This window comes from Lentzea sp. DG1S-22 (assembly GCF_036321065.1).
Lineage (GTDB): Bacteria > Actinomycetota > Actinomycetes > Mycobacteriales > Pseudonocardiaceae > Lentzea > Lentzea jiangxiensis.
The window spans coordinates 7310173-7331560 of record NZ_CP143276.1 but is presented as its reverse complement, the minus strand read 5'-3'; the positions used below and the strand labels follow the sequence as shown (position 1 = coordinate 7331560).

General features: G+C 70.7%; 24 protein-coding genes. 7 read left to right on the top strand and 17 right to left on the bottom strand.

Features of this window, described 5'->3' with window-relative positions; translation table 11 throughout:
* The first annotated feature begins 74 nt into the window (after nucleotides 1-74).
* Nucleotides 75-299 (top strand): hypothetical protein, encoded by a 225-nt coding sequence (locus V1227_RS34805; protein WP_090095986.1) that lies wholly within the window; start codon nucleotides 75-77, stop codon nucleotides 297-299.
* On the opposite strand, the gene V1227_RS34800 is transcribed toward V1227_RS34805, so the two are convergent.
* On the bottom strand, nucleotides 296-751 hold the full coding sequence (locus V1227_RS34800) for a GNAT family N-acetyltransferase (protein WP_329789451.1): 456 nt from the start codon (nucleotides 749-751) through the stop codon (nucleotides 296-298). The two genes, V1227_RS34805 and V1227_RS34800, sit on opposite strands and share 4 nt — an antisense overlap.
* Before the next feature lie 17 nt (nucleotides 752-768).
* On the opposite strand from V1227_RS34800, the gene V1227_RS34795 reads away from it, so the two are divergent.
* Nucleotides 769-1185: an SWIM zinc finger family protein gene (locus V1227_RS34795; RefSeq protein ID WP_329789450.1), complete on the top strand. Its 417-nt coding sequence runs from the start codon at nucleotides 769-771 to the stop codon at nucleotides 1183-1185.
* Here the strand turns inward: V1227_RS34795 and V1227_RS34790 are convergent.
* The 6 genes from V1227_RS34790 to V1227_RS34765 are packed head-to-tail and all read right to left on the bottom strand — an operon-like array spanning nucleotide 1174 to nucleotide 6194.
* On the bottom strand, nucleotides 1174-1701 hold the full coding sequence (locus V1227_RS34790; RefSeq protein ID WP_329789449.1) for a hypothetical protein: 528 nt from the start codon (nucleotides 1699-1701) through the stop codon (nucleotides 1174-1176). The genes V1227_RS34795 and V1227_RS34790 overlap by 12 nt on opposite strands.
* 57 nt (nucleotides 1702-1758) lie before the next feature.
* Nucleotides 1759-2262, bottom strand: coding sequence for a GNAT family N-acetyltransferase (locus tag V1227_RS34785; RefSeq protein WP_329789448.1), 504 nt, complete (start codon nucleotides 2260-2262; stop codon nucleotides 1759-1761).
* A complete protein-coding gene (gene ligA, locus V1227_RS34780; RefSeq protein WP_442916400.1) occupies nucleotides 2255-4363 on the bottom strand; it encodes an NAD-dependent DNA ligase LigA in 2109 nt (702 codons plus the stop codon). Before ligA ends, V1227_RS34785 begins: the two co-directional genes overlap by 8 nt.
* A 33-nt stretch (nucleotides 4364-4396) precedes the next feature.
* Entirely contained in the window at nucleotides 4397-5050 is a 654-nt protein-coding gene (locus V1227_RS34775) for a hypothetical protein (protein ID WP_329789447.1), read from the bottom strand.
* A gap of 5 nt (nucleotides 5051-5055) precedes the next feature.
* A complete protein-coding gene (locus tag V1227_RS34770; RefSeq protein WP_236225102.1) occupies nucleotides 5056-5613 on the bottom strand; it encodes a YdeI/OmpD-associated family protein in 558 nt (185 codons plus the stop codon).
* Nucleotides 5610-6194, bottom strand: coding sequence for an LppU/SCO3897 family protein (locus V1227_RS34765; RefSeq protein WP_329789446.1), 585 nt, complete (start codon nucleotides 6192-6194; stop codon nucleotides 5610-5612). The genes V1227_RS34770 and V1227_RS34765 overlap by 4 nt, the downstream gene beginning before the upstream one ends.
* Here V1227_RS34765 and V1227_RS34760 point away from each other — a divergent pair.
* The gene (locus tag V1227_RS34760; protein ID WP_329789445.1) at nucleotides 6193-6672 is read left to right on the top strand and encodes a GNAT family N-acetyltransferase; all 480 of its coding nucleotides are present in this window, start codon (nucleotides 6193-6195) and stop codon (nucleotides 6670-6672) included. The genes V1227_RS34765 and V1227_RS34760 overlap by 2 nt on opposite strands.
* On the opposite strand, the gene V1227_RS34755 is transcribed toward V1227_RS34760, so the two are convergent.
* From V1227_RS34755 to V1227_RS34745, 3 genes are all read right to left on the bottom strand, one after another.
* Nucleotides 6659-7840, bottom strand: a complete 1182-nt coding sequence (locus V1227_RS34755; protein WP_329789444.1) for a hypothetical protein — start codon at nucleotides 7838-7840, stop codon at nucleotides 6659-6661. The genes V1227_RS34760 and V1227_RS34755 overlap by 14 nt on opposite strands.
* Nucleotides 7841-7878: 38 nt before the next feature.
* Nucleotides 7879-9738, bottom strand: a complete 1860-nt coding sequence (locus V1227_RS34750) for a glycoside hydrolase family 9 protein (RefSeq protein WP_329789443.1) — start codon at nucleotides 9736-9738, stop codon at nucleotides 7879-7881.
* Between the two features lie 93 nt (nucleotides 9739-9831).
* Nucleotides 9832-10881 (bottom strand): methionine synthase, encoded by a 1050-nt coding sequence (locus V1227_RS34745; RefSeq protein ID WP_442916399.1) that lies wholly within the window; start codon nucleotides 10879-10881, stop codon nucleotides 9832-9834.
* A 137-nt stretch (nucleotides 10882-11018) separates the two neighbouring features.
* Here V1227_RS34745 and V1227_RS34740 point away from each other — a divergent pair, with 137 nt between their 5' ends.
* Nucleotides 11019-12338: a glycoside hydrolase family 18 protein gene (locus tag V1227_RS34740; RefSeq protein ID WP_329789441.1), complete on the top strand. Its 1320-nt coding sequence runs from the start codon at nucleotides 11019-11021 to the stop codon at nucleotides 12336-12338.
* Between the two features lie 237 nt (nucleotides 12339-12575).
* On the top strand, nucleotides 12576-12962 hold the full coding sequence (gene paaI, locus V1227_RS34735; protein ID WP_329789440.1) for a hydroxyphenylacetyl-CoA thioesterase PaaI: 387 nt from the start codon (nucleotides 12576-12578) through the stop codon (nucleotides 12960-12962).
* Here the strand turns inward: paaI and V1227_RS34730 are convergent.
* On the bottom strand, nucleotides 12901-13299 hold the full coding sequence (locus V1227_RS34730) for a hypothetical protein (protein ID WP_329789439.1): 399 nt from the start codon (nucleotides 13297-13299) through the stop codon (nucleotides 12901-12903). The two genes, paaI and V1227_RS34730, sit on opposite strands and share 62 nt — an antisense overlap.
* 38 nt (nucleotides 13300-13337) lie before the next feature.
* Nucleotides 13338-14480, bottom strand: coding sequence for a hypothetical protein (locus tag V1227_RS34725; protein ID WP_329789438.1), 1143 nt, complete (start codon nucleotides 14478-14480; stop codon nucleotides 13338-13340).
* 36 nt (nucleotides 14481-14516) lie between these two features.
* On the opposite strand from V1227_RS34725, the gene V1227_RS34720 reads away from it, so the two are divergent.
* Together V1227_RS34720 and V1227_RS34715 are read left to right on the top strand one after the other, a co-directional pair.
* On the top strand, nucleotides 14517-15020 hold the full coding sequence (locus V1227_RS34720; RefSeq protein ID WP_329789437.1) for a DUF6584 family protein: 504 nt from the start codon (nucleotides 14517-14519) through the stop codon (nucleotides 15018-15020).
* Nucleotides 15017-15868: a serine/threonine dehydratase gene (locus tag V1227_RS34715; protein WP_329789436.1), complete on the top strand. Its 852-nt coding sequence runs from the start codon at nucleotides 15017-15019 to the stop codon at nucleotides 15866-15868. The genes V1227_RS34720 and V1227_RS34715 overlap by 4 nt, the downstream gene beginning before the upstream one ends.
* A 222-nt stretch (nucleotides 15869-16090) precedes the next feature.
* Here V1227_RS34715 and mnmA read toward each other — a convergent pair whose 3' ends face one another.
* The 5 genes from mnmA to V1227_RS34690 are packed head-to-tail and all read right to left on the bottom strand — an operon-like array spanning nucleotide 16091 to nucleotide 21281.
* On the bottom strand, nucleotides 16091-17173 hold the full coding sequence (mnmA, locus tag V1227_RS34710; protein ID WP_236216296.1) for a tRNA 2-thiouridine(34) synthase MnmA: 1083 nt from the start codon (nucleotides 17171-17173) through the stop codon (nucleotides 16091-16093).
* Nucleotides 17170-18339: a cysteine desulfurase family protein gene (locus V1227_RS34705; RefSeq protein ID WP_329789435.1), complete on the bottom strand. Its 1170-nt coding sequence runs from the start codon at nucleotides 18337-18339 to the stop codon at nucleotides 17170-17172. Before V1227_RS34705 ends, mnmA begins: the two co-directional genes overlap by 4 nt.
* Nucleotides 18339-19682 carry an MFS transporter gene (locus tag V1227_RS34700; RefSeq protein ID WP_329789434.1) on the bottom strand — a complete coding sequence of 448 codons (1344 nt, stop codon included), beginning with the start codon at nucleotides 19680-19682 and terminating at the stop codon, nucleotides 18339-18341. The genes V1227_RS34705 and V1227_RS34700 overlap by 1 nt, the downstream gene beginning before the upstream one ends.
* Nucleotides 19639-20511, bottom strand: coding sequence for a lysophospholipid acyltransferase family protein (locus V1227_RS34695; RefSeq protein ID WP_329789433.1), 873 nt, complete (start codon nucleotides 20509-20511; stop codon nucleotides 19639-19641). Before V1227_RS34695 ends, V1227_RS34700 begins: the two co-directional genes overlap by 44 nt.
* On the bottom strand, nucleotides 20508-21281 hold the full coding sequence (locus V1227_RS34690) for a GNAT family N-acetyltransferase (RefSeq protein ID WP_329789432.1): 774 nt from the start codon (nucleotides 21279-21281) through the stop codon (nucleotides 20508-20510). Before V1227_RS34690 ends, V1227_RS34695 begins: the two co-directional genes overlap by 4 nt.
* Nucleotides 21282-21388 lie beyond the last annotated feature (107 nt).

The following is a 21388-nucleotide window of genomic DNA, read 5'->3' as shown; positions in this document are numbered from 1 at the left end:
TCACGTTCTGCGGGATCTTCGAACCGGCCGCAGAATTCGCCGTGATCGCCCTACTTCCCGGAGGTATGAAGATCATGGCCGTGACCGTGAACCTCGACATGCTCCTCGACAAGGCTTACGAGAACCTCCCGCTCACCGAGATCCTGGACGCCCCCGTCGACGCGCTGCAGGGCGTGAGCGCCGGTGACGCGGAGAAGCTGAAGGCCGCGTTCAACATCAAGACCGTTCGCGACCTGGGCACCAACAAGTACTTCCGCGCCGCCGTGACGCTGCTCGACCTGGAGACGACGGCCCGCTAGAGGACCATGCGGTAGTGGACGAACCGGGTCTTCTCCGCGACCTGGTCGTAGAGCCGGCGGGCCGCCTCGTTGTCTTCGGCGGTGTGCCAGTAGACGCGCGCGCAGCGCTGCCTCCGTGCCCAGTCCGCGACCGCCTCGACGAGCGCGCGGCCGATGCCGCGGCCGCGCGCCTCGGGGGCTGTGAAGAGGTCCTGCAGGTAGCAGACGTCCGGGCCGGACGTGCTGGGGTGCCGGAAGAAGTGCGCGATGCCGACGACGCGGTCTCCGTCGCGGGCGCACAGGGCGTGGATCGATGTGCCCGCTTGGAACGCCTGCCACTTCTCGTCGTACGTTTCCGCTGGCAGAGTGCGTTCGTAGAAGGTGTTGTAGCCCTCGAAGAGCTGCTGCCACCCGGGGCGGTCCGCTGGTTCGAGGCGGCTGATCGCGATCATGTTGATCCTTTCTGTGGTCACCCGGTTGGATGACCCCCGTGTCGACGACCCTGACCACCGAACTGCTGCTGCACCGCGCGGGCACCAAGTCGTACTGGCGCGGGCTCACCTACCGCGAGGCTGTGCTGTCCCTGCGGGTGCACAGCCGGCACGTCGCGGCGCGGGTGCGGGGCGGTGACGACGACGCCTACGTGGTGGAGCTGTCGTGGTCGGGGACGCAACTGGTCGGGTCGTGCAGTTGTCCGCACGGATCCGAGGGGTTCTTCTGCAAGCACTGCGTGGCGGTCGGGCTGGTGCTGCTGGACCGGGGGCAGACGGTGCCGCCGCCGGACGCCGAGGACGTGGAGCTCAAGGACGCGCTGAGATCGCTGCCGCCCGACGCGCTGCGGGACCTGCTGTACGAGCAGGCCGCGGGGGACCTCAAGCTGCGGGCGCGGATCATCTCATCCTTCTGACAGGTGCCCGCAGAACTGGGTTTCCGGCGGTAGCCCGCACTTCGAGCCCGGTGGGCGGGTCGCCGCCGCCAGCACCCAGCCGGCGGGGCCGCGCTCGAAGACCAGCACGTGGGGCATGCCGTAGCTGGTGCGGTCGAACGTCGTGGACTTCGCGAAGTACAGGTCCGTGACCTCGTGGAGGTGGACCACCACGCTCCCGTCCGGATCGACGGTGGTGCGCCTCAGCTCGGTGGTGACCTTCGCCCGCGAGTAACCGCCGTGCGGCAGCTTCTCGTGCCGCTCGCGGCGTCGGTCCAGCTTCGCTTCGTCGACGCGCAGCTCGGCCGCGAGCGCCCTGGTGACGGGCACGCCGAAGCCCGGCGTCCGCGGGACGGCGGTGACCTTGTCCGCGCGGCGCTGCAGGTAGTGCTGCGCCAACTGCTCGAGCTGGCGCCGGTCGTGCGCCGCCAGGTGCCCCGGCGCGGCCGAGGCACCCAGCAGGAACAACGCGGTCAGCAGGACGGCGACCGATCTCATTCGCGAACCCCCACTCGCGGCGACGTCCGGTGGACGCGCGGCCGCGGGATGGGTTGCTCAAACCGGTAAGCCGTAGGCGTAGGCCACCAGGTTCAGGCCGGGCACCGGCGTCCAGTCCCGTTCCGGCAGCCGCGTGAAGCCCAGCCGCTCGTACAACCGGTGCGCCGCCAGCATCTTCTCCGACGACGACAGCACGACCGAGCCCGCACCCGTGGCGCGCGCCCTGTCGACCACCACCCGCACCAGGGCCTCGCCGACGCCCCGGCCGCGCGCCGCGGACGCGACCGAGAGCATGCGGAACTCCAGTTCGCCCGGCCGCGAGATCTCCGCGTACGGCGTGCCCGGCCGCACGATCGTCACCGAGCCGAGCACCTCGCCCGAGGCGGTGTCGACGGCCACCACCAGCTCGGCGTCGCGGAAGCGGGCGGCGGCGTCGGCGAGGGTGGTCGTGTACTCGTCGTGGTCGCCCACGAAACCGTCGACGCGGTACGCCTCCACCGTGATCGCGCCGACCGCGGGCAGGTCGGCCTCCTCGGCCGGGCGGATGATCAGGTCAGCCATCGGAACCTTCTTCTCCTGTCAGGGCGACCTCCCTCGCGGCGTCCGGGCCCTGTTCCAGCAGGACTCGGAACCCCGCCTCGTCGAGGACGGGGACCTTCAGCGAGACGGCCTTGTCGTACTTGGATCCTGGCGAGTCGCCGGCCACGACGAAAGAAGTCTTCTTGGAGACCGAGCCCGCCGCCTTGCCGCCGCGCGCGAGGATCGCCTCCTTCGCGGAGTCGCGCGAGAACTCCGCCAGCGAACCCGTGACCACGATGGACAGGCCTTCGAGGTTGCGGGCGATGGACGCGTCCCGCTCGTCCTCCATCCGCACGCCGGCGGCCCGCCAGCGCTGCACGACGCCCTGCCGCCACTCGGTCTCGCGCCACTCGACGACGGCGGTCGCGATCGTCGGGCCCACTCCCTCGGCACCCGCGAGCGCCTCCTCCTCGGCTTCGAGGATGGCGTCCATCGAGCCGAACTGCTGCGCCAGCGCGCGGGCGGCGGTGGGACCGACGTGGCGGATCGACAGCGCGACGAGCACCCTCCACAGAGGACGGGACTTCGCGGCCTCCAGGTTGTCCAGCAGCTTGAGCGCGTTCGCGGACAGCTCGCCGTTCTTCGTCTTGAAGCGCTCGACCCCCAGCAACGCCTCGGCGTCGAGGTCGAACAGGTCGGCCTCGTTCGTGTACGCCGTGGACTCGGTGATCGCGGCGGCGGCCTCGTAGCCGAGCACCTCGATGTCCAGCGCGGCGCGGGAGGCGAGGTACGCCAGGCGTTCGCGCAGCTGACCGGGGCACGTCTCCGCGTTGGGGCAGCGGATGTCGACGTCGCCCTCCTTCATGGGCCGCAGCACCGAGTTGCACTCGGGGCACCGGGTCGGCATCTCGAACTCGCGCGCGTCGGCGGGCCTCGCGGCCAGCACCGGGCCGAGCACCTCGGGGATCACGTCGCCCGCCTTGCGGATGACGATGCGGTCGCCGATCAGCACGCCCTTGCGCTTGACCTCGGAGCCGTTGTGCAGCGTGGCCCGCGCGACCGTCGACCCGGCCACCTTCACCGGCTCCATCACCGCGAACGGCGTGACCCGGCCGGTGCGCCCCACCTGGACCTGGATGTCCAGCAACGTCGTGGTGGCCTCCTCCGGCGGGTACTTGTACGCGATGGCCCACCTCGGGGCCCGCGACGTGGTGCCCAGGCGCCGTTGCAGCGCCACCTCGTCGACCTTGACGACCAGGCCGTCGATCTCGTGGACCGCGTCGTGCCGGTGCTCGCCCCAGTACTCGACCTTCTTGCGCACGTCGGCCGGGTCGGTGAGGACCTCGGTGTGCGAGGACACCGGCAGGCCCCACGACTTCAGCGCCTCGTACGCGAGCGACTGGCGGGCGACCTCGAAGCCCTCGGTCTTGCCGATGCCGTGGCAGATCATCCGCAGCTTGCGCGACGCCGTGACCTTCGGGTCCTTCTGCCGCAACGACCCCGCCGCGGTGTTGCGCGGGTTCGCGAACGGCGGCTTGCCCTGCTCGACCAGCGAGGCGTTGAGCGTCAGGAAGTCCTCGACCGCGAAGAAGACCTCGCCGCGCACCTCCACGAGGTCCGGCACCGGGTACTCGTCGGACCCCTTGAGCACCACCGGGATGTCCGCGATCGTGCGGACGTTCAGCGTCACGTCCTCGCCCGTGCGGCCGTCGCCCCTGGTCAACGCGCGCGTCAGCTTGCCCTTCTCGTAGAGCAGGTTGATCGCGAGACCGTCGATCTTCAGCTCGCACAGGAAGTGCGTGCCCTCGCCGATGTCCTTGCGGACGCGCTCGAACCACGCCGCCAGCTCGTCCTGGCTGAACACGTTGTCGAGGCTGAGCATGCGCTCCAGGTGGTCGACCGCCTGGAACTCCGTCGAGAAGGTGCCGCCGACGAGCTGCGTCGGCGAATCCGGCGTCGCGAGGCCGGGGTGCTCGGCCTCCAGTGCCTCCAGCGACCCCAGCAACGCGTCGAACTCACCATCGGTGACGGTCGGGTCGTCGAGCACGTAGTAGCGGAACTGGTGCGAGCGCACCTCTTCCGCGAGCACGGCATGCCGCTCGCGCACCTCTGCGGGGACGTCTTCAAGGCTCTCGCTGGTCACGTCCCACAGCTTAGTGAGCAGGTCCGACAGTTCTCAGCGCCGCGAATCCCCGGCGAGCTCACGGACGAGTGAACGCAGCTCCAGCAGGCTGATCGTGCCCTCCGGTTCGAGCTGCGCGGTCTCCACCCGCCGCAGCCTCTCCCCCGCGAGGCGTTCGCCGAGAGTGACGTCCAGCGGCAGGAACGTCATCGTCTGCCGCTGCTGGTCGCTCAACCCGGCCAGCGCAGGGTGGTAGACGGCGACGTCGACCACGTCGCCGTCCACCTGGGCCACCACGCGGTAGTCGCCCAGCCGCATCCTCACGTCGCCGAGGTTCACGACCACCTCGGTCGGGTCCGGCACCGGTGGCACCGAGTCGTGGAACTCCCACACCATGTCCGACGGCGGCGCGGCGTTGATCCAGGCGTCGGTGTACGGCCGCAGCCGCGGGTCCTCCTGGCCGGTGACCACCAGCGCGTACATCGCCATGTGGCCCTGTTCGAGCGAGAAGACGAGGTCCGGGTGCAGCCCGCTGACGAGGTCCCGCAGCTCGTCCTCGACCCGGTGCGGCTCACCGTCGCCGAGCGCCGCGCTGACCACCGGCACCAGCTGGAACCACCGTTCCCAGAACCGCCGCGCCGCCTCCTGCGCGTTCGGCAGGTGGTCGGGGACGACGTCTTCGGCTTTGCGGCGGCGGAACCACTTCATGATTCTCAAGAGTAGAGCTTGCGGCCCTCCGCCAGCATTTCAACGAACTGGGCGATGCGTTTCCGGCGCGTCTCCGGCCTCTTCGCGTCGTGGATGCGCAACAACACCGCATAGCGGTTCTGGCTGTTCAACGTCTTGAAGAACTCGGCGGCCCGGGGATTGGCGTCGAGCGCCGCGACGAGGTCGTCCGGCACCTCGATCGTGGCGGGCCCCGCGTACGCCGCGTCCCACCGCCCGTCGGCCTTGGCCTTCTCGACCTCCCTCAGGCCCGCCGGCAGCATCTTCCCGGCCGCGATGAGCGCCTCGACCTTGCCGCAGTTGCGCTTGGACCACTTGCTGCGCGGCTTCCGCGGCGTCCACCGCTGCGAGTAGTAGGTCTCGTCCACGGACCGCACGAGCCCGTCGATCCACCCGTGGCACAGGGCGACGTCCAGCGCCTCGTCGTAGGTGATCGTTCTGAGCCCCGACCCCTTCTTGGCGTACTTGATCCACAGCTCGGTCTCGGTCGCGCCGTTGCGGTGCAGCCAGGCGTCGAACTCGGCCGGACCCTCGAAGACGATCAACGCACCCTCCTCAGGCAGAGCGTCATCTCCTCATAGGGAACACCGAGTTCGGCCGCTTCGGGGCAACTTCCCCGTATGAAGTCCACGACCTGTACGTTCGCCCGCGGCGCCGCACAGTCGAACTTGGGCACCGCGGAACTCTGGAGGTCTTCGGCGTCGAGCTCGAAGCAGTCGCCCCGGGCCGCGTTGGGAAGCAGGCACAACGCCGCGTTGTGCCTGGTGTCGCGCAACACCTTGTACTCACCGCGCGGGCACCGGCCGTTCGTGTCACCGAGGACGGTCCCGACCTTCAACGCGGCCTTGGCACCGCCGCAGTCGACGACGGTGAGGCCCAGGTCGTCCTCGCCGGGCCCGTCGAACTTCACGCAGCTGCCCTTCACCGCCCGCGAGTAGTCGGTGAGGAACAGCGACGCCGGTGCCGCCGGTGCCGGTTCCGTGCCGCTGAAGGCCCACCACACGGCGAGATAGGCCACCACGGCAAGGACGCACACCATCACGGTCTTTCTCACGACCACGTCGCGGAGTATGGCGGCGAAAACGGAGTGGCGCGCGGCGACGGATTTGGCCACAGTGCGCGTCATGCTGATCCGGCGGGAGACACCCGCAGACATCTCCGCCATCCGCGACGTCACCAACCTGGCGTTCAAGGAAGGGCCCGAAGCCCTGCTGATCGACTGGCTGCGGGACGACCCGGGCTGGATCCCGGAGCTGTCGCTGGTGGAGGACAGCGTTCTCGGGCACGTCGTGTGCACGCGCGGGTACGTCGACTCCGTGCCGGCGCTGGGACTCGGGCCGATCGCGGTGCACCCTTCGCACCAGCGCTCCGGCATCGGATCCGCGTTGATGCACGCGGTGCTGGGGGCCGCGGAGGCTCGTGGCGAGCGCGCGGTGATCCTGCTGGGGTCGCCGGACTACTACTCGCGGTTCGGGTTCCGGAGGGCCTCGGAGTTCGGGATCACGCCGCCCGACCCCGCCTGGGAGCCGTACTTCCAGGCGCGGCTGTTCTCGGACGTGCCCGCGGGGGCGTTCCGGTACGCGGAGCCGTTCAACCGACTGTGACGACCTCCCCGCTGGACTTGCGGGCGTGGACCGTGCCGTCGGGCTGGGCGGACACGGTGTCGATGAAGGCGGTGTCGCTCAACGGTTCCCAGGCCGCGGCTCCGAGGCGGTGCGGGCGTCCGGCCATGAGCGTGTAGAGGCCTATCGTCCCGTCCTGGCGGATCACCGCTTCGGGTGATGCTTCCAGGCCGTACGCCACTACGCGCCAGGTGCCGGCGTTGCCCGCCACGAGCTTGTCGCCGGAGCGGACGTGGAGGGCGGCGGTGCCGTCCCACTGGAGGACGGCTGACGGCTTGCCCTGGGCGAACCCTGGTGGGCTCAGGGGCTGCCAGGCCGGAACGGAGCCAGGCGCGGCCGAGCGGCGCGGAATCGATACCGACTGGCGGGCCCCCTGGGGGGATCCACCCCCCATCCCCATCATCGCACCGGGGTCCGACAGTGTCGCGACGCTGCCGTCCACCAGCACCGCGTACAGCTCGACCGTCCCATCAGGACGCAGGACCGCCTCCGGATCCCCCGCCACCCCCGAGGCCACCACCCGCCACACCCCGTCGGCCAGCGCCCGGACCTCGCCGCGAGCCGTCCGCGCGTACACGACGAACCCGGCCACCGAGGGCCGCCCCACGAAGTCCCCGAACGTGCTCAACCGCGTCGAACCGGCCCACACGTCGCCGTCGGTCACCAGGTGCACGACACCGCCGACGACCTCGGGCCCGCCCTGCCACGCCTGCCGGATCAGCGACGACGCGCGCGGCTCCGACTGGTCGTACCGCTCCGGGCAGCAGGACCGCTGCACCGCGTCGGCCAGCAGCCCCGCCGACAGGTCGGGGCGGTCGACCTCGACCGCGCGCTCGAAGAAGCGCCGCGAGGCGTAGGAGACGTCCATGATCTGCTCCGGCGTCCCCCAGCCCATCGACGGCCGCTGCTGGAACACGCCGAGCGAGTCGCGGTCGCCGCAGGCGAGGTTGTTCATGTGCGACTCGACCCACCCGGCCTCGAACCCGGCGAGCATCACCTTGTCGCCCACGCCCAGGGAAAGACCGACGGCGTGCACGGTCCGGATCACGTCCGGGTCGTGCTCGGCGGGAACCTGGCACCTCACGTCCGTGGGCAGCGCATGTGCCGTACCGGAGAAGAGCAGCGAGAGAACCAGCGCGAGCCTGAGCACAAGTCCGAATTGGACACCCGGGCCCGCGCCGGCGCCACTCAGGAGTTCGCGATCAGGGAGAAGCCCAGGACGCCCGTCGCCGTGAAGTCGATGGCCGGTTCGGAGCTCGGCCACGAGCGCAGGTCGTCGGCGAACACGGACTTCGCGGAGTCGAACTCCAGCGTGTACGGCTTGGTGCACGGCACGGAGCCCGGCGGCATGTCGCCGAGGCCCTCGAACAGGGTGGCGTCGTTCGGGCCGTTGATCACGGCGCCGACCAGGACCTTCGAGCCGCCGTCCGGGGAGCCGGAGAGGTTCGCGGCCTGGTGGTGCGGGCACTCGGGGAACTTCGTGCCCACGCCGACGACCAGCGAGGTGCCCCAGGCGTTGGTGCCGAGGGCGAAGCCGCGCTGCTGGGTGCCGAAGGTCGCGTACTCCTTCGAGCCGGTCAGCCTCTGGTGCAGCGCGGCGGTGGTGATGTAGCCGAACGTGCGCGAGCCGACGTCCCAGGTCTCGACGTCGGCCGCGGTGCGGAACGGCGAGGTCCTGGCCGCGTCGGCGCCCTTGCGGAGCTGCCGCTCGATGTCGCCCACGACCTGCTGCTCGGTCACCTCGGCGCCGGGGATGCCCTTGCGCAGCAACGGGGCGAGGTCGGCGTGGCCCAGGGCGGAGATGTTGTAGACGTTCAACGTGTCCGGGTCACCCGTGGCCAGGAACTCCTTCGCCCAGTGGGTGGCGGCGCGGGCGAACTGGCCGTAGCGCTTGTCGTGCAACGCCTTCGCGGCCAGCGCGAGCTGGGTGGCGCCGAACTCCAGGTCGTCGGTCCACGACGCCTCGGGGTAGTACGCGTGCGGGAACGCCGTCACGAGCTCGCCGACGTCCGAGGTCTTGGCCAGCGCGAACAGCTGCGCGGCCTTGTCCAGGTACGAACGCGCGACGCGCGGGTTCCGGTGCGCTTCGACCTGCGCCGCCAGCGCGAACGACCCGGCGACGCGGCCGACCAGGTTCGGGCTGATCTTCTCGCCGGCGGCGTTCGCGCGGAACACGGGGCGGTGCTTGATGTAGTACTCGCTGTCGCCCGGCTTCACGTCGAGCTCGTCGTCGGCCTCGGGCAGGCGCCAGACGTCGTGGTCGCCGACGAAGCCGAACTCCTCGGAGCCGGTGCCGATGCCGACCTGCGCGTAGAGCGTGCCGGTCTTCTCGTCCCACGCCTTGTCGAGCCACTTGAGACCGAACTTGGCCTCTTCGTAGAGGGCGTCGTTGTGCTTGTTGCGCAACGCCAGCAGCATCGACGCCGTGGAGTACGACGAGGCGTGCGTGAACTTCACGAAGTCACCCGCGTCGAACCAGCCGCCCTCGAGGTCGACCTTCGCACCGGTCGGCTTCAGCGGCGCCGCGATCCGGTCGCCGCCCTCGCCCGCGAACACCGGCGCCTCGTGGACGAGCGCCTCGCGGTCGGTGAGGTGCGCGGGCTTGCGGTTCAGCCTGCCGGGGATCACGTCGGCGCCGTCGCGCTGCGCCTGGAAGAACTCGACGGTGTTGTGCGCGACCGGCGAGAACAGCTTCTTCAGCGAGTCGACCCTGAACGCCGTCGAGGTCGCGCCGCCGACCTTGATGCGGTACGTGCCCGACTTCTTGAGCTGCGAGAAGTCGATCGGGTGCACCGCCGGGTACCTGTCGCTCCACGAGCCCGTAGAGGCACCCGTCCTGCCGGTCAGCACGGTCCGGCCGCGGCTGTCGACGACGGAGAACTTCGTGTTCGCGGCACCTCCGAGCACGTACGCGTGCTTCTGCTCGGAGGTGCCGAAACCGACCTGGTCCAGCCTGATGTGGCCGGCGGGGGACGGCTGGGCCTGTGCAGGCGCCACGACCACGCTGGTGAGGACTGCGGCGACGAGGGCCGCACGTCTGATGCGCATGATGAGGAACTCCCGGTCCAGGCCCCGACGCTCGGCCTTCGGTTAAGAAAGTTTCCTAATAGTTCGCAGCAGACTAGTCCCGCGGACCGCACATCACCAGCCCTCGGGCGGCTCCGAGAACGACGAGGAGAGGTCACGCGTCAGCGAGAGGGCGCGTTCGACCCAGGCGGACGTGGCACCGGCGAGACCGCACGTCGGAGTGGGCAGCGCCTTCTCGGCGAGGATCGACCGCGGGAAGCCCAAGCGGTCGGCCAGGGTGAACGCCCGCTGCCCGACCTCTTTCAAAGTCACCGGGACGCCGGGGTCGGTGCTGGGCACCAGACCCAGCGCCAGCGTCGTGCCCGCCTCCCAGGTCTCGCCGATCTCGTCGAGGGCCTCCGCGCCCTTGATCAACGTCGCGTCGAACGCGATCGCCGCCGCCCCCGCCTCGCGCAGCAGCGTCAGCGGCGGATGGGGCGCGCAGCAGTGCACGACCACCTCGTGGTCCCCCAGCGCCTCGATCACGGTGGCCAGCACCGCGCGGGCGTCGGGCTCCGGCACGGCGGGCACGGTGCCGAGCTTGGACGGCGTCGGCAGCAGGCCCCGCAGCACGGCGGGCAGGCCCGGTTCGTCGAGCTGCACGACGACCTCCGCCCCGGTCCGCCTGGCGACCTCGGCGGCGTGCTGCCGCAGCCCCTCGGCGAGCGACTCGGAGAACTCCTTGACCGCCCCGCGGTCCGTGAGGACCCGGTGGCCGCGCATCAGCTCGATGTTCGACATCAGCGTCCACGGCCCCGCGGCCTGCACCTTGACCACCGAGGGCCGGGCCCCCGCGCGTTCCAGCGCCTCGTCGAACGCGTCCAGGTCGCCGCGCAGCAGGTCGACGGCACGGCGGTGGTCGCGGCCGGGACGCGGGGTGACCCGGTACCCGGAGGTGATGACCTCGATCGCGAGGTCGACGAGCAGGCCGGCGGTGCGGCCGACCATGTCCGCGCCGACTCCCCTGGCGGGCAGTTCCGGGACGTGCGGCAGCTCGGGCAGTTCTCCGACGACGACGCGCGCCGCCTCGTCGATGTCGATTCCGGGCAGCGATCCGATTCCAGTTGCTCCACGCACCCGCCGAATTGTTCCACTGTCCGGCAGACAGAAGAGGTCTAGACCCATTGACGCTGTGGTCTAGGCCACTTACCGTGATCGAGCAGGTGCTGAACGTAGGAGCACCTCCCTGCACGTGGTGCAGGACCGCGACGCGCCCCGCGGTCCTGCACCGCTCCCTTCCTCCCCTGCCGGAAGGACCACCGATGGCCCGCTTCGCCGTACTCGCCGCCGGGGCCGCCACCGCACTGGTGGCCGGACTCGTCGCGATCGCCCCCACCGCCTCGGCCGCCGGCGAGTCCGCGGCGTTCAGCCAGGACTCGTCCTGGGGCTCCGGCTACCAGGGCAGGTTCACGATCACCGCGGGCGGCACCGCGCTCGCCGGCTGGAAGCTCGAGTTCGACCTCGCCGGGGCGTCCGTCGGCTCGTACTGGGACGCCACGCTGACCAGCAGCGGCAACCACCACACGTTCACCCACCGCGAGTACAACGGCAACGTCGGCGCGGGCACGTCGACCAGCTTCGGCTTCCTGGTGAGCGGCTCCGCGTTGCCGACGAACTGCAAGCTCAACGGCGTTCCGTGCGGCGGCGGTGGCACGACGACCACCACGACAACGACTGGCTCGACCACCACCACGACGTCCGATGTGCCGGCGCCCGGTAGCGCGCGCGTCGCCCCGTACATCGACATCACGATGCCGACGCCGTCGCTGATGGACGTGGCCAACGCGACGGGCCAGAAGCACTTCACGCTGGCCTTCGCCCTGGGCTCGTCCGCCGGCTGCGACCCGGCGTGGGGCGGCACGGTCCCGTTGAACGACAGCCGCATCGTGAACGACGCCAGGGCGCTGAAGGCCGCGGGCGGCAGCGTCATCGTCGCGACCGGCGGCGCCATGGGCCCGTACCTGGAGCACGTCTGCTCCACCGCGGACGCTCTCTACAACGCCTACGTGAAGGTGCTCGACGCCGTGGGTTCCAACAGCATCGACGTGGACGTGGAAGCCACGATCCCGCAGGCGGTCGTGAACACGGCGCTGAAGCGGCTGCAGGACACCCGCGGCACCACGGTCAGCTACACGATGCGCATCCAGGGCCAGGACTACGGCATGGACCCGTACTCGGTGGACGTGCTCGAGGACGCGGCCGCCAAGGGCGTCACCGTCCTCGTGAACCCGATGCTGATGAACTTCGGCTACACGGGCAACTGGGGCGACGCGATGGTCAACGCCGCGAACGCCACCCTCGGGCAAATGCGCGCCATCTGGCCGTCGAAGTCCGACGCGCAGTTGAAGGCGCTGCTGGGCCTCACGCCGATGATCGGACGCAACGACACGGGCCCGACGACCACGCAGGACGACGCCCGGAAGGTCCTCGAGTACGCGAAGGCCAACCACGTCGGACGCGTCGCGTTCTGGTCGGCCGGTCGCGACAAGGGCTGCCCCGGCGGCGGAGTCTCACCCACGTGCAGCGGGATCTCCCAGGCGAACTGGGAGTTCACCAACCTGTTCAAGGCCTACACGGGCTGATCGCACCTCTACCGGGTGAAGGCCGTTGCGGGAGCTTCCGCCCCCGCAACGGCCTTCCTCATCCCATCAAGGCGCTCAGCAGGAGCTGCAACACCCGCAGCCGGGCCCCGTACACCCGCCGCAGCAAGAACAACCAGCCATGGTGACCACCTCCGATGTTGAACGATCACGCGATCGGACAGTAAGGCGACTCGAACGCCGCGTGACACCACCGCCAGGGTGATTACGCTGCCACGAATGAATGGTCCTGCTGAGATGCTGGCCGCCGACAAGGCCTCGACCGGCCTGGGCATAACGCCGATCGAGCTGCGCGACGGTTACGCGGTGCTGCGGATGGCTGTCACCGAGAACATGCTCAACGGCCACGGCATCGCGCACGGGGGCTACGTCTTCCTGCTGGCGGACACCGCGTTCGCCTGCGCGTGCAACAGGGCCGGGTCCGTCACCGTCGCCGCCACGGCCGAGATCGACTTCATCAAGCCCGTGCACGCCGGTGACGAGCTGGTGGCGGAGGCGGTGGAACGGACCCGGTTCGGCCGCAGCGGGATCTACGACATCACGGTCAGGCGTGGGACTGAAGTCGTGGCCGAGTTCCGCGGTCGGTCGCGGACGTTGCGCTCCTGAGGCCGATGAGCTGCAGCACCGCGAACCCCAGCACGGCGAGCCCCTGGGCCAGCACCAGCGCGACGCCGACACCGGTCAGCGGGAACCAGTCCATGGTCGCGGTGAGAACGCTGTCCAACGCCCAGACGACGTTTCCGATGATGACGAGCAGCACGATCCGGCGGTCCGGGACGGCGCGCGTTCCGAGGAAGAACACGCCCACGCCGTAGAACACGCAGAAAAGGCCGAGTCCCAGCTGCAGGCCCGCCGGCATTCCGACTTCCGGGCGGATCAGGACGGTCAGGAGACCGAGAGCGAACGAAGCGACACCGTCGAGTTTCAAGGCGAATTTCAACATGGCCCGACGATCGCCCGGTCAACGCTGCCAAAGCCACGTCAAGCGCTGCCAACTCCTGCCACCAGGTCCGCCGCGACCAGGCGCGCGGCGGCGTTCTGCCAGTTGTGGAGCGTGCGCTCGGGCACCTGGGTCACGAACCACTGCAACGCGCGCCGGTCCTCGGCGTCGAGGTCCTCGCGCTTCGTGCGGACCGAGTACGGGCGGATTCCCTTGACGTAGTAGAAGTAGACGGCGTTGTAGTAACGCCATTCGTCGCTCGTGCCGAAATCCCCGTCGGCGGGTTTCAGCCGTTGAATGCTCGAAAGCAGCATGCTCTTCAACTGGGCGGCGCGCTCGAGAGGCGGGCCCTCGTCGGTCAACGCGATCAACGGGCTCGCCACGAGCTTTCCCAGATCGCCGTAGTGGCTCAGCGCCTTGCGCGTCAGCCGGGCGAACTCCGCCTCGTCCTCGGTGATCAACGGGCGGCGCTTGGGCAGCGACTCGGCGGCCTCGCGCAGCTCGGCTCGTTCGGCGGCCACGGCCGGCACGGCGAGACGGTCGACCACGGAGGCGAGGGGGTTCGCGAGCACCTGGACGGCGATCGCCGCGGCCACCGTCGTGAACGCGAGGAGGTCGGGGCCGCCGAAGAGGACGACCTGCGAGCCGAACAGCACGGCGGTGAAGCCCGCGATGACGAGCGACCGCAGCATGTCCGCGCGGATCGCCTCGCCCTCCTCGACCGCGTCGGTCACGGCGACCAGCACCCCGAACACGACGAGGTCGAAGCCGATCATCGGCAGCGTCAGGGCGTCGGGCAGGAGTTGCAGCAGGAAAGCGCCGGCAGAGAGCCCGAACATCACCCCGACGAGTGAAAAGTAGGCCCGTTTCCTCATGGCCAGAACCGTCGACACCGCCAAAGGCAGCAGCACGATCCACGGCAACCAGAACGACGCGACGAGGAACACCACCACCCCGCCGGCCCACCACCTGATCAACTCGGGGCGGGCGAGCACCAGGATCGCACCCGTCCAGGCCAGCGAGGGCACGCCGATCAGCACGGGGTGCGGCACGACGACCGCCGCCGAGTAGCCGATCATCCCGACGCCCGCCCACCACAGCAGCGGTTTGCGGGGGTCGCGGGCGAGCAGGTAGAGACCCAGCCACCAGGCGAGGCCGGAGACCAGCAGCGATAGGCCGAACACGGGTCAAAGCTAGTCCCACCTGCAAAACTGTTCGCCATGCCGGTAGAGCTGACGCTCCACAAAGCGGCCGAGGAGTTGCGCCGGGGGGACCTCGCGAACGTGCTTCGCGCACGTCAGCGCATCGCCGGACTCGTCGGCACGTTCCCCCACCGGCTCGACCTCCGCGAACGGCTCGCCGAGGTGTACCGCGTGCTCGGCCAGCCGGCCCAGGCGGGGCGCTGGGCCTACCTCTCCGACGAACGCGATCCCGAGGAGACGCAGGCCTTCGAACGCGCCTACCGCCGCGCGGAGGCGCGTCTGGTAGCGCTTTCCTGGCAGGGCCGCGTCGACGAGGCCCCCACCGAGACCGCGCGCACCCGTCTGGGGACCCTGCACGAGGAAGCACGCCTGGAGCTGCGGCGCGAGCTGGCCTCGACCCCGCACGAGGAGACGTCCTGGGGTGCGTGCCTGGTCGTCATGGCCGGTGGGACCTTCGTGCTGGTGTGTTTCCTGCTGGGTCTCGTGACTCTCGCGCAGTTCTTGTGGAAGCTGGTCTCATGAGAACGTTGTCGCAGTACGTCCGCCGCACCCCGGTCATGCGCGTGTCCGCCGACGGCAGGCCGCTCGTGTTCAAGCTGGAGCACCTGCAGCTCACCGGGTCGTTCAAGCTCCGCGGTGCGGTGAACACCCTGCTGGCGCTGAACGTCTCCGAGGTCGTCACCGCGTCGGGCGGCAACCACGGCATCGCCGTGGCGCAGGCCGCCCAGCTGCTCGGCGCGCACGCCACGGTCTTCGTTCCGGTGACCGCGCCCGAGACCAAGACGCGGCGCATCGAGGCGTTGGGCGCCAAGCTGATCCGCCACGGCAGGACCTACGCCGAGGCCGCCGCTGCCGCCCGTGAGCTCGACCTGCCCTACGTCGAGGCCTACAACAGCCGGACCGTGATCGAGGGGCAGGCCACGGTCACGCAGGAGATCGTCGAGGACGCCCCGGACGTGGACGCGATCTTCGTGGCGGTGGGCGGCGGCGGTCTCGTCGCGGGTGCCGCGCTGGCCTCCGGGGGACGGCACATCGTCGCCGTGGAACCCGAGAACTGCCGCGCCATGCACAACGCTCTGGAGGCCGGCGAACCCGTCGACTCGGTGGTGGACTCCGTCGCCGCGGACGCCCTGGGTGCCACCCGTGCGGGCTCCCTGTCGTTGGAGATCCTGCAGCAGCACAACGTTTCCTCGCTGCTGGTCTCCGACGCGGAGATCCTCGCGGCGCGCGACCGCCTGTGGGAGGAGTTCCGGCTCGCGGTCGAACCCGCCGCCGCGGCGGCGTTCGCGGCGTTCCTCAGGGGCGACGTGTCGAGTGAGCTGCCCTGCGTGCTCCTGTGCGGAGCGAACTCGGAGTGGCGTCCCAGCTAGCCCGGCGGAACCGGCGAGCGCCCAAGCGGCGCAACGGCGTCACGACCCACACGGGCAGGTCGTCGTGACGGGCCTGACCGCTCAGCTTCCGCCGGTCCGCGGGGCTGACGAAGCACCGGAACGCGCTGCGGGCGCGAGCGGCCAGGTCCGACTCCGGGAACAGCGTGTCCATGAACGTCACACAGCGAACGCTAGATCCGCTTTCCCGGCCCTACAAGCGATTTAGCTGGTGGCGTCGATGGTCGCGCTCGCCAGCACGACGTCGCCCGCCGCGTCCTCGCGGTAGATCGCGACGGCCTGACCGGGTGCCACGCCCTTGAGCGGTTCCCGCAGCCGCACCCGCAGCACGCCGTCGACCAGCTCGGCCACCGCCGGAGCGGTGCCGCCGTGGGCCCGCACCTGCGCGACGCACTCGACCGGCCCGTCGAACGGGACGTGGGCGACGGGTGAGGAAGCGGAAATGCCGGTCACGGCGAGCTTCTCGGCCGAGCCGACCCGGACGTTGCCCGACACCGGCTCCAGCGCGAGCACGTACCGCGGCCGCCCGTCGGGGGCGGGACCGTCGATGCCGAGGCCCTTGCGCTGGCCCACGGTGAACTCGTGCACGCCCGCGTGCCGGCCGAGCACCGCGCCGGTCGCGTCGTCGATCAGCAGGCCCGGCTTGGTCTCCATGCGACCGGCCAGGAACTTCTGCGTGTCGCCGTCCGGGATGAAGCAGATGTCGTGGCTGTCCGGCTTCTTCGCGACCGACAGACCGCGCGACGCCGCCTCGGCCCGGACGTCGTCCTTCGTCGTGTCCCCCAACGGGAACATGGCGTGCGCGAGCTGGTCCGCCGTCAGCGACGCCAGCACGTAGGACTGGTCCTTGCCCAGGTCGGCCGAGCGGCGCAGCTCGGGACGGCCGTCGACCACCTCGAGGCGCGCGTAGTGGCCGGTGCAGACGGCGTCGAAGCCCAGGGCGATCGCCTTGTCCAGCAACGCCTCGAACTTGATGCGCTCGTTGCAGCGCAGGCACGGGTTCGGCGTGCGGCCCGCCGCGTACTCCGCGACGAAGTCCTCGACGACCTCTTCGGTGAAGCGCTCGGCGAAGTCCCAGACGTAGAACGGGATGCCCATGAGGTCGGCCGCGCGCCGGGCGTCGTGGGCGTCCTCGACGGTGCAGCAGCCGCGCGCCCCGGTGCGCAGGGTGCCGGGCTTCGCCGACAAGGCCAGGTGCACGCCGGTCACGTCGTGCCCCGCTTCGACGGCGCGTGCCGCCGCCACCGCGGAGTCGACACCACCGCTCATCGCCGCGAGGACCTTCACTGCTCGACCACCTTCCGGGAACGCCTCATGCCTGCCAGACCCGCCGTGCGGGCCCTCTCCACCACCGGACCGATCACCGACACGAGTTCCTCAACATCGGCGCGGGTCGACGTATGCCCGAGCGAGAACCTCAGCGACCCCCTGGCCAGCGCCGGTTCGACGTCCATGGCGACGAGCACGTGGCTCGGCTGCGCGACACCGGCCGTGCACGCGGAGCCCGTCGAGCACTCGACACCGCGGGCGTCGAGCAGCATCAGCAGGCTGTCGCCCTCGCAACCGGGGAACGTCAGGTGCGCGTTGCCGGGCAGCCGGTCGGACGGGTCGCCGTTGAGGATCACGTCCGGCACCACCGCGCGCACCGACGCGATCAGCTCGTCGCGCAGCGCCGTCAGCTCGGCGGCGCGCTGTTCCTGCTCGTCGACGGCGATCCGCACCGCGCGCGCCAGGCCGACGATCGACGGCACGTCCAGCGTGCCGGACCGCACATCGCGCTCCTGGCCGCCACCGTGCAGCAACGGCGCACACTTCACGTCACGCGCGAGGAGGAGCACACCGACGCCGTAGGGACCGCCGACCTTGTGGCCGGTCATGGTCAGCGCGGAGGCACCGGAAGCGGCGAAGTCGACGGGGACGGCGCCCACGGCCTGCACCGCGTCCGTGTGGAACGGCACACCGCGCTCGGCGCACACGGCGGCGATGTCGTGCACGGGGTTGATGGTGCCGACCTCGTTGTTCGCCCACATCGTGGTGACGAGCGCGACGTCGTCGTCCAGCGCCTCGGCCACGGACTCGGCGGACACGCGGCCGAAGCGGTCGGTCGGCAGCCAGGTGACCTCGGCGCCCCGGTGCTCCAGCCACTCGACGGCGTCCAGCACGGCGTGGTGCTCGACGGCGGAGGCCAGCACGCGGCGCTTCCCGCTCGCCCAGTAGATGCCCTTGACCGCGAGGTTGTCGCTCTCCGTGCCGCCGCCGGTGAACAGCACCTCGGACGGCCGGGCGCCCAGGGCGTCGGCGATCGTCTCGCGGGCCTCCTCGACCGCTCGCCGCGCCCGCCTGCCGGAGGTGTGCAGCGACGAGGCGTTGCCCGTGGTGGACAACGCCTCGGTCATGGCCGCGACCGCCTCGGGGTGCATGGGGGTCGTGGCCGCGTGGTCGAGATAAGCCATCAGGCCTCAAGGGTAGCCCGCATGCGGGGCCCGGTCAGAATCGCTCCCACCACGGCCAACGCCGCCATCGACAGGTTCAGCACCACCACGCCCGCGGTCGGTGCCGTCGCCACGACCAGCACACCGCCGATGCCGATCATGGTCGCCGAGAACAGCATGTCGCTGATCTGCAGCGCGGCCGAGTTGAAACCGCGGTCGGCCTCGGGCGACGCCGCCATCATCAGCACACCGACGCTCGACGTCGCCATGCCCATGCCGGCGCCCGCGACGCCCCACAGGACCGGGGTGAGCCAGGCGGGACCCCACGAGGGTGCGATGAGCGTCACGGCCGCGATGCCGGTCGCGGAGAACAGGAACCCGACGCGCACGAGGGTGTGGCGCTCGATCTCGGGGTGCCGTGAGGCCCACATCGACGCACCGGCCCAGCCGAGCGCGCTCAGGGTGAGCGGGATGCCCGCCTCCAGGGGCGAGTAGCCGTGCACGACGGTCAGCGTGAGCGGGATGAAGCCCTCGACCGCGAAGAACGAGCCCGCCAGCAGGCCGCGGGCGAGGATCGTGACGGGCAGGCCGCGCCGGGCGAGGAGCGTGCCCTTCGGCAGCAGGACGCGCAGGGCCGGCGCCAGCAGCAGCACCGCCACCGCGAGCAGCCACCACGTGCGGTGCTGCAACGCCCAGCTCAGGCCCACCACGCCGGCACCGACGGCCACGGCGGCGGCCGGCAGGTGCCTGCGCTGCGGCGGCGTGGCACCGTGCGGGGGCAGCTTCTTGAGCACCGGCACGAGCAGAACGCTGCCGAGCAGGATCAGCGGCACGACCGCGAGGAACACCCAGCGCCAGCTCAGGTGCTCGGTGGCCCAGCCCGCGACCGCCGGTCCGACCAGCGACGGGATCACCCACGCCGAGGAGAGCGCGCCGAACACGGCCGGCCGGTCCTCCTCGGAGTAGGCGAGCGCGATCAGCACGTAGACCGCGACGATCAGGAAGCCGGCGCCGAAGCCCTGCAGCACCCGGCCGACGAGCAGCGTCGTCATGGTCTGCGCCGCACCGGCGACCACGAGGCCGGCGAGGAACAGCACCACGCCGATCAGCACCGCGGGCTTGGGTCCGCGCCGGTCCGACAACCGTCCGGAGAAGACCGTCGCGATGACGCTCGCCGCCAGGTTCGCGAGGAACGGCCACGCGTAGAGCGCCTCACCCCTCAGCTCGCGGACCATCGTGGGCATCGCCGTGCTGACCCCCATCACCTCGAAGGCGAGCAGGGTGACCAGCAGGAGGATGCCCATCGTGGGCCAGCGGCGGTCAGGCGACCAGAGGCGAGACGGGGCGGGAGCGGTGACTGTCACCCCTTGATGGTGCTATCTCCAGTTCGGTCGAGGTCAAGCGGCGTGATTGCTCTTCGGCGAGTTTCGCGAGCTCCCTGCGCGTCGCGGCCCTGCCGGGAGCGATCTCGTCGAGCACGTGCACCTCGACGACCAGGCCTTTCACCTTCAGCACGCGCCGGATCGAGTCGACGAGCGTGTCGCTGCCGATGAACGCCGGCTGCGTCGTCAGGTGGTCGCCGATCCGGTAGCGCAGCACGATCGGCCGCACCGGCACACCGGCGTCGAGCGCGGCCTGGAACAGCGCCGGCTTGTAGCGCCCGGACGCGAGCCCGCACCACGTCGTGCCCTCGGCGTGGATGCCGACGGCGCTGCCGCCGCGCAGGGTCGCCGCCAGCTCCTCGACGGTCCGGGGCAGCTCGCGGAGCCGTTCGCGGTCGAGGTAGACGGTGCCCGCCGCGGTGATGATCCGGCCGAGCACCGGCCAGCTCCGGATGTCCTCCTTGGCGACGAGCTTGATCGGCTGCACCGAGTCGATCGCGAGCTCGTCGAGCCACGACACGTGGTTGCTCGCGACGAGCACGCCGCGCTCGGGGATCTCCTGGAACCTCCGCGCGCCGTGCACCTCCAGCCGGACGCCGAACGCACGGAGCACGGCGCGGAACCACAGCCTGATGGCGCTCTCGCGCTGCTTGCCCGGCAGCAGGAGGGCGAGGCCGATCGCGACGCCGCACAGCAGCGCGGTGACCGCCGTGACCGCTCGCCAGACCTGGCGGACCCTGCCGACCTCCGCGGGCGTCGCACCGACGCACCCGTCACCGCACGGCGACGCGGGCATCCAGGCGTGGCTCATGACGTCTCCCCCAGGAAGAACTTGAGGTAGCGCTGGTCCACGTGGTCCATGCCGAGCAGGATGAACAGGTCGGCGACGCCGAAGTCCGCGTCGAGCGCGGGCCGTCCGCAGATCTTGGCGCCGAGCCGCAGGTAGCCCTTCAGCAGCGGCGGCAGCACCGTCTTCTCCGGCCGCGCGACGCTGTCGACGTCCCACGGGTTGTGCGGCGTGACGCGGTACCGCTCGGGCGCGAAGTGCTTGGCGTGCACCACGTCCCACACCCCGGCCGCGAAGCTCCCGCCGTCCTGCAGGGGGATCGACGCGCAGCCGACGAGCCACTTGTGGCCGCTCAGCAACATGTACCGCGCGATGCCCGCCCACACGAGGCTGACGACGGCGCCGTTGCGGTGGTCGGGGTGCACGCACGAGCGCCCGGTCTCGACGGTGCTGTGCCGGATGTCGTCGAGGTTGGCGAGGTCGAACTCGCCGTCGCTGTAGAGCCGCCCGGCCTCCCTGGCCCGCTCGGGCGGCAGCATGCGGTAGCCGCCGACGATCTCGCCGGTCCGGTCGTCCCGCACCACGAGGTGGTCGCAGTGCCGGTCGAACTCGTCGACGTCGTGGCCGGGCACGCCGGTGTGCAGCGTCGCCCCCATCTCACCGGCGAACACCTCGTAGCGCAGTTTCTGCGCGGCGACGACCTCTTCGCTGTCACGGGCGACGAGGAGGGAGTAGCGAGGAGCGTCCCCGTCCTGTCGGACAGGGGTGCTGACAAGCAGTTCCGGCTGCGTCATGCGAACCAGGGTGGGGCCGGGTCGGCGAATGACAGCAGGTCAGAACGATGACCGGTCAGTGGCAGTCGGGTTAACCCCCGGAGATGCGAAAAGCCCCTCCTCGCGGA

Bases quoted from the DNA above. Each gene is read 5' to 3' on its own strand.
- V1227_RS34805 (WP_090095986.1), top strand. From the start codon at position 75: ATGGCCGTGACCGTGAACCTCGACATGCTCCTCGACAAGGCTTACGAG.
- V1227_RS34790 (WP_329789449.1), bottom strand. From the start codon at position 1,701: ATGAGATCGGTCGCCGTCCTGCTGACCGCGTTGTTCCTGCTGGGTGCC.
- V1227_RS34785 (WP_329789448.1), bottom strand. From the start codon at position 2,262: ATGGCTGACCTGATCATCCGCCCGGCCGAGGAGGCCGACCTGCCCGCG.
- V1227_RS34775 (WP_329789447.1), bottom strand. From the start codon at position 5,050: ATGAAGTGGTTCCGCCGCCGCAAAGCCGAAGACGTCGTCCCCGACCAC.
- V1227_RS34760 (WP_329789445.1), top strand. From the start codon at position 6,193: ATGCTGATCCGGCGGGAGACACCCGCAGACATCTCCGCCATCCGCGAC.
- V1227_RS34765 (WP_329789446.1), bottom strand. From the start codon at position 6,194: ATGACGCGCACTGTGGCCAAATCCGTCGCCGCGCGCCACTCCGTTTTC.
- V1227_RS34750 (WP_329789443.1), bottom strand. From the start codon at position 9,738: ATGCGCATCAGACGTGCGGCCCTCGTCGCCGCAGTCCTCACCAGCGTG.
- V1227_RS34745 (WP_442916399.1), bottom strand. From the start codon at position 10,881: ATGGGTCTAGACCTCTTCTGTCTGCCGGACAGTGGAACAATTCGGCGG.
- V1227_RS34740 (WP_329789441.1), top strand. From the start codon at position 11,019: ATGGCCCGCTTCGCCGTACTCGCCGCCGGGGCCGCCACCGCACTGGTG.
- paaI (WP_329789440.1), top strand. From the start codon at position 12,576: ATGAATGGTCCTGCTGAGATGCTGGCCGCCGACAAGGCCTCGACCGGC.
- V1227_RS34730 (WP_329789439.1), bottom strand. From the start codon at position 13,299: ATGTTGAAATTCGCCTTGAAACTCGACGGTGTCGCTTCGTTCGCTCTC.
- V1227_RS34720 (WP_329789437.1), top strand. From the start codon at position 14,517: ATGCCGGTAGAGCTGACGCTCCACAAAGCGGCCGAGGAGTTGCGCCGG.
- V1227_RS34715 (WP_329789436.1), top strand. From the start codon at position 15,017: ATGAGAACGTTGTCGCAGTACGTCCGCCGCACCCCGGTCATGCGCGTG.
- V1227_RS34705 (WP_329789435.1), bottom strand. From the start codon at position 18,339: ATGGCTTATCTCGACCACGCGGCCACGACCCCCATGCACCCCGAGGCG.
- V1227_RS34695 (WP_329789433.1), bottom strand. From the start codon at position 20,511: ATGAGCCACGCCTGGATGCCCGCGTCGCCGTGCGGTGACGGGTGCGTC.
- V1227_RS34690 (WP_329789432.1), bottom strand. From the start codon at position 21,281: ATGACGCAGCCGGAACTGCTTGTCAGCACCCCTGTCCGACAGGACGGG.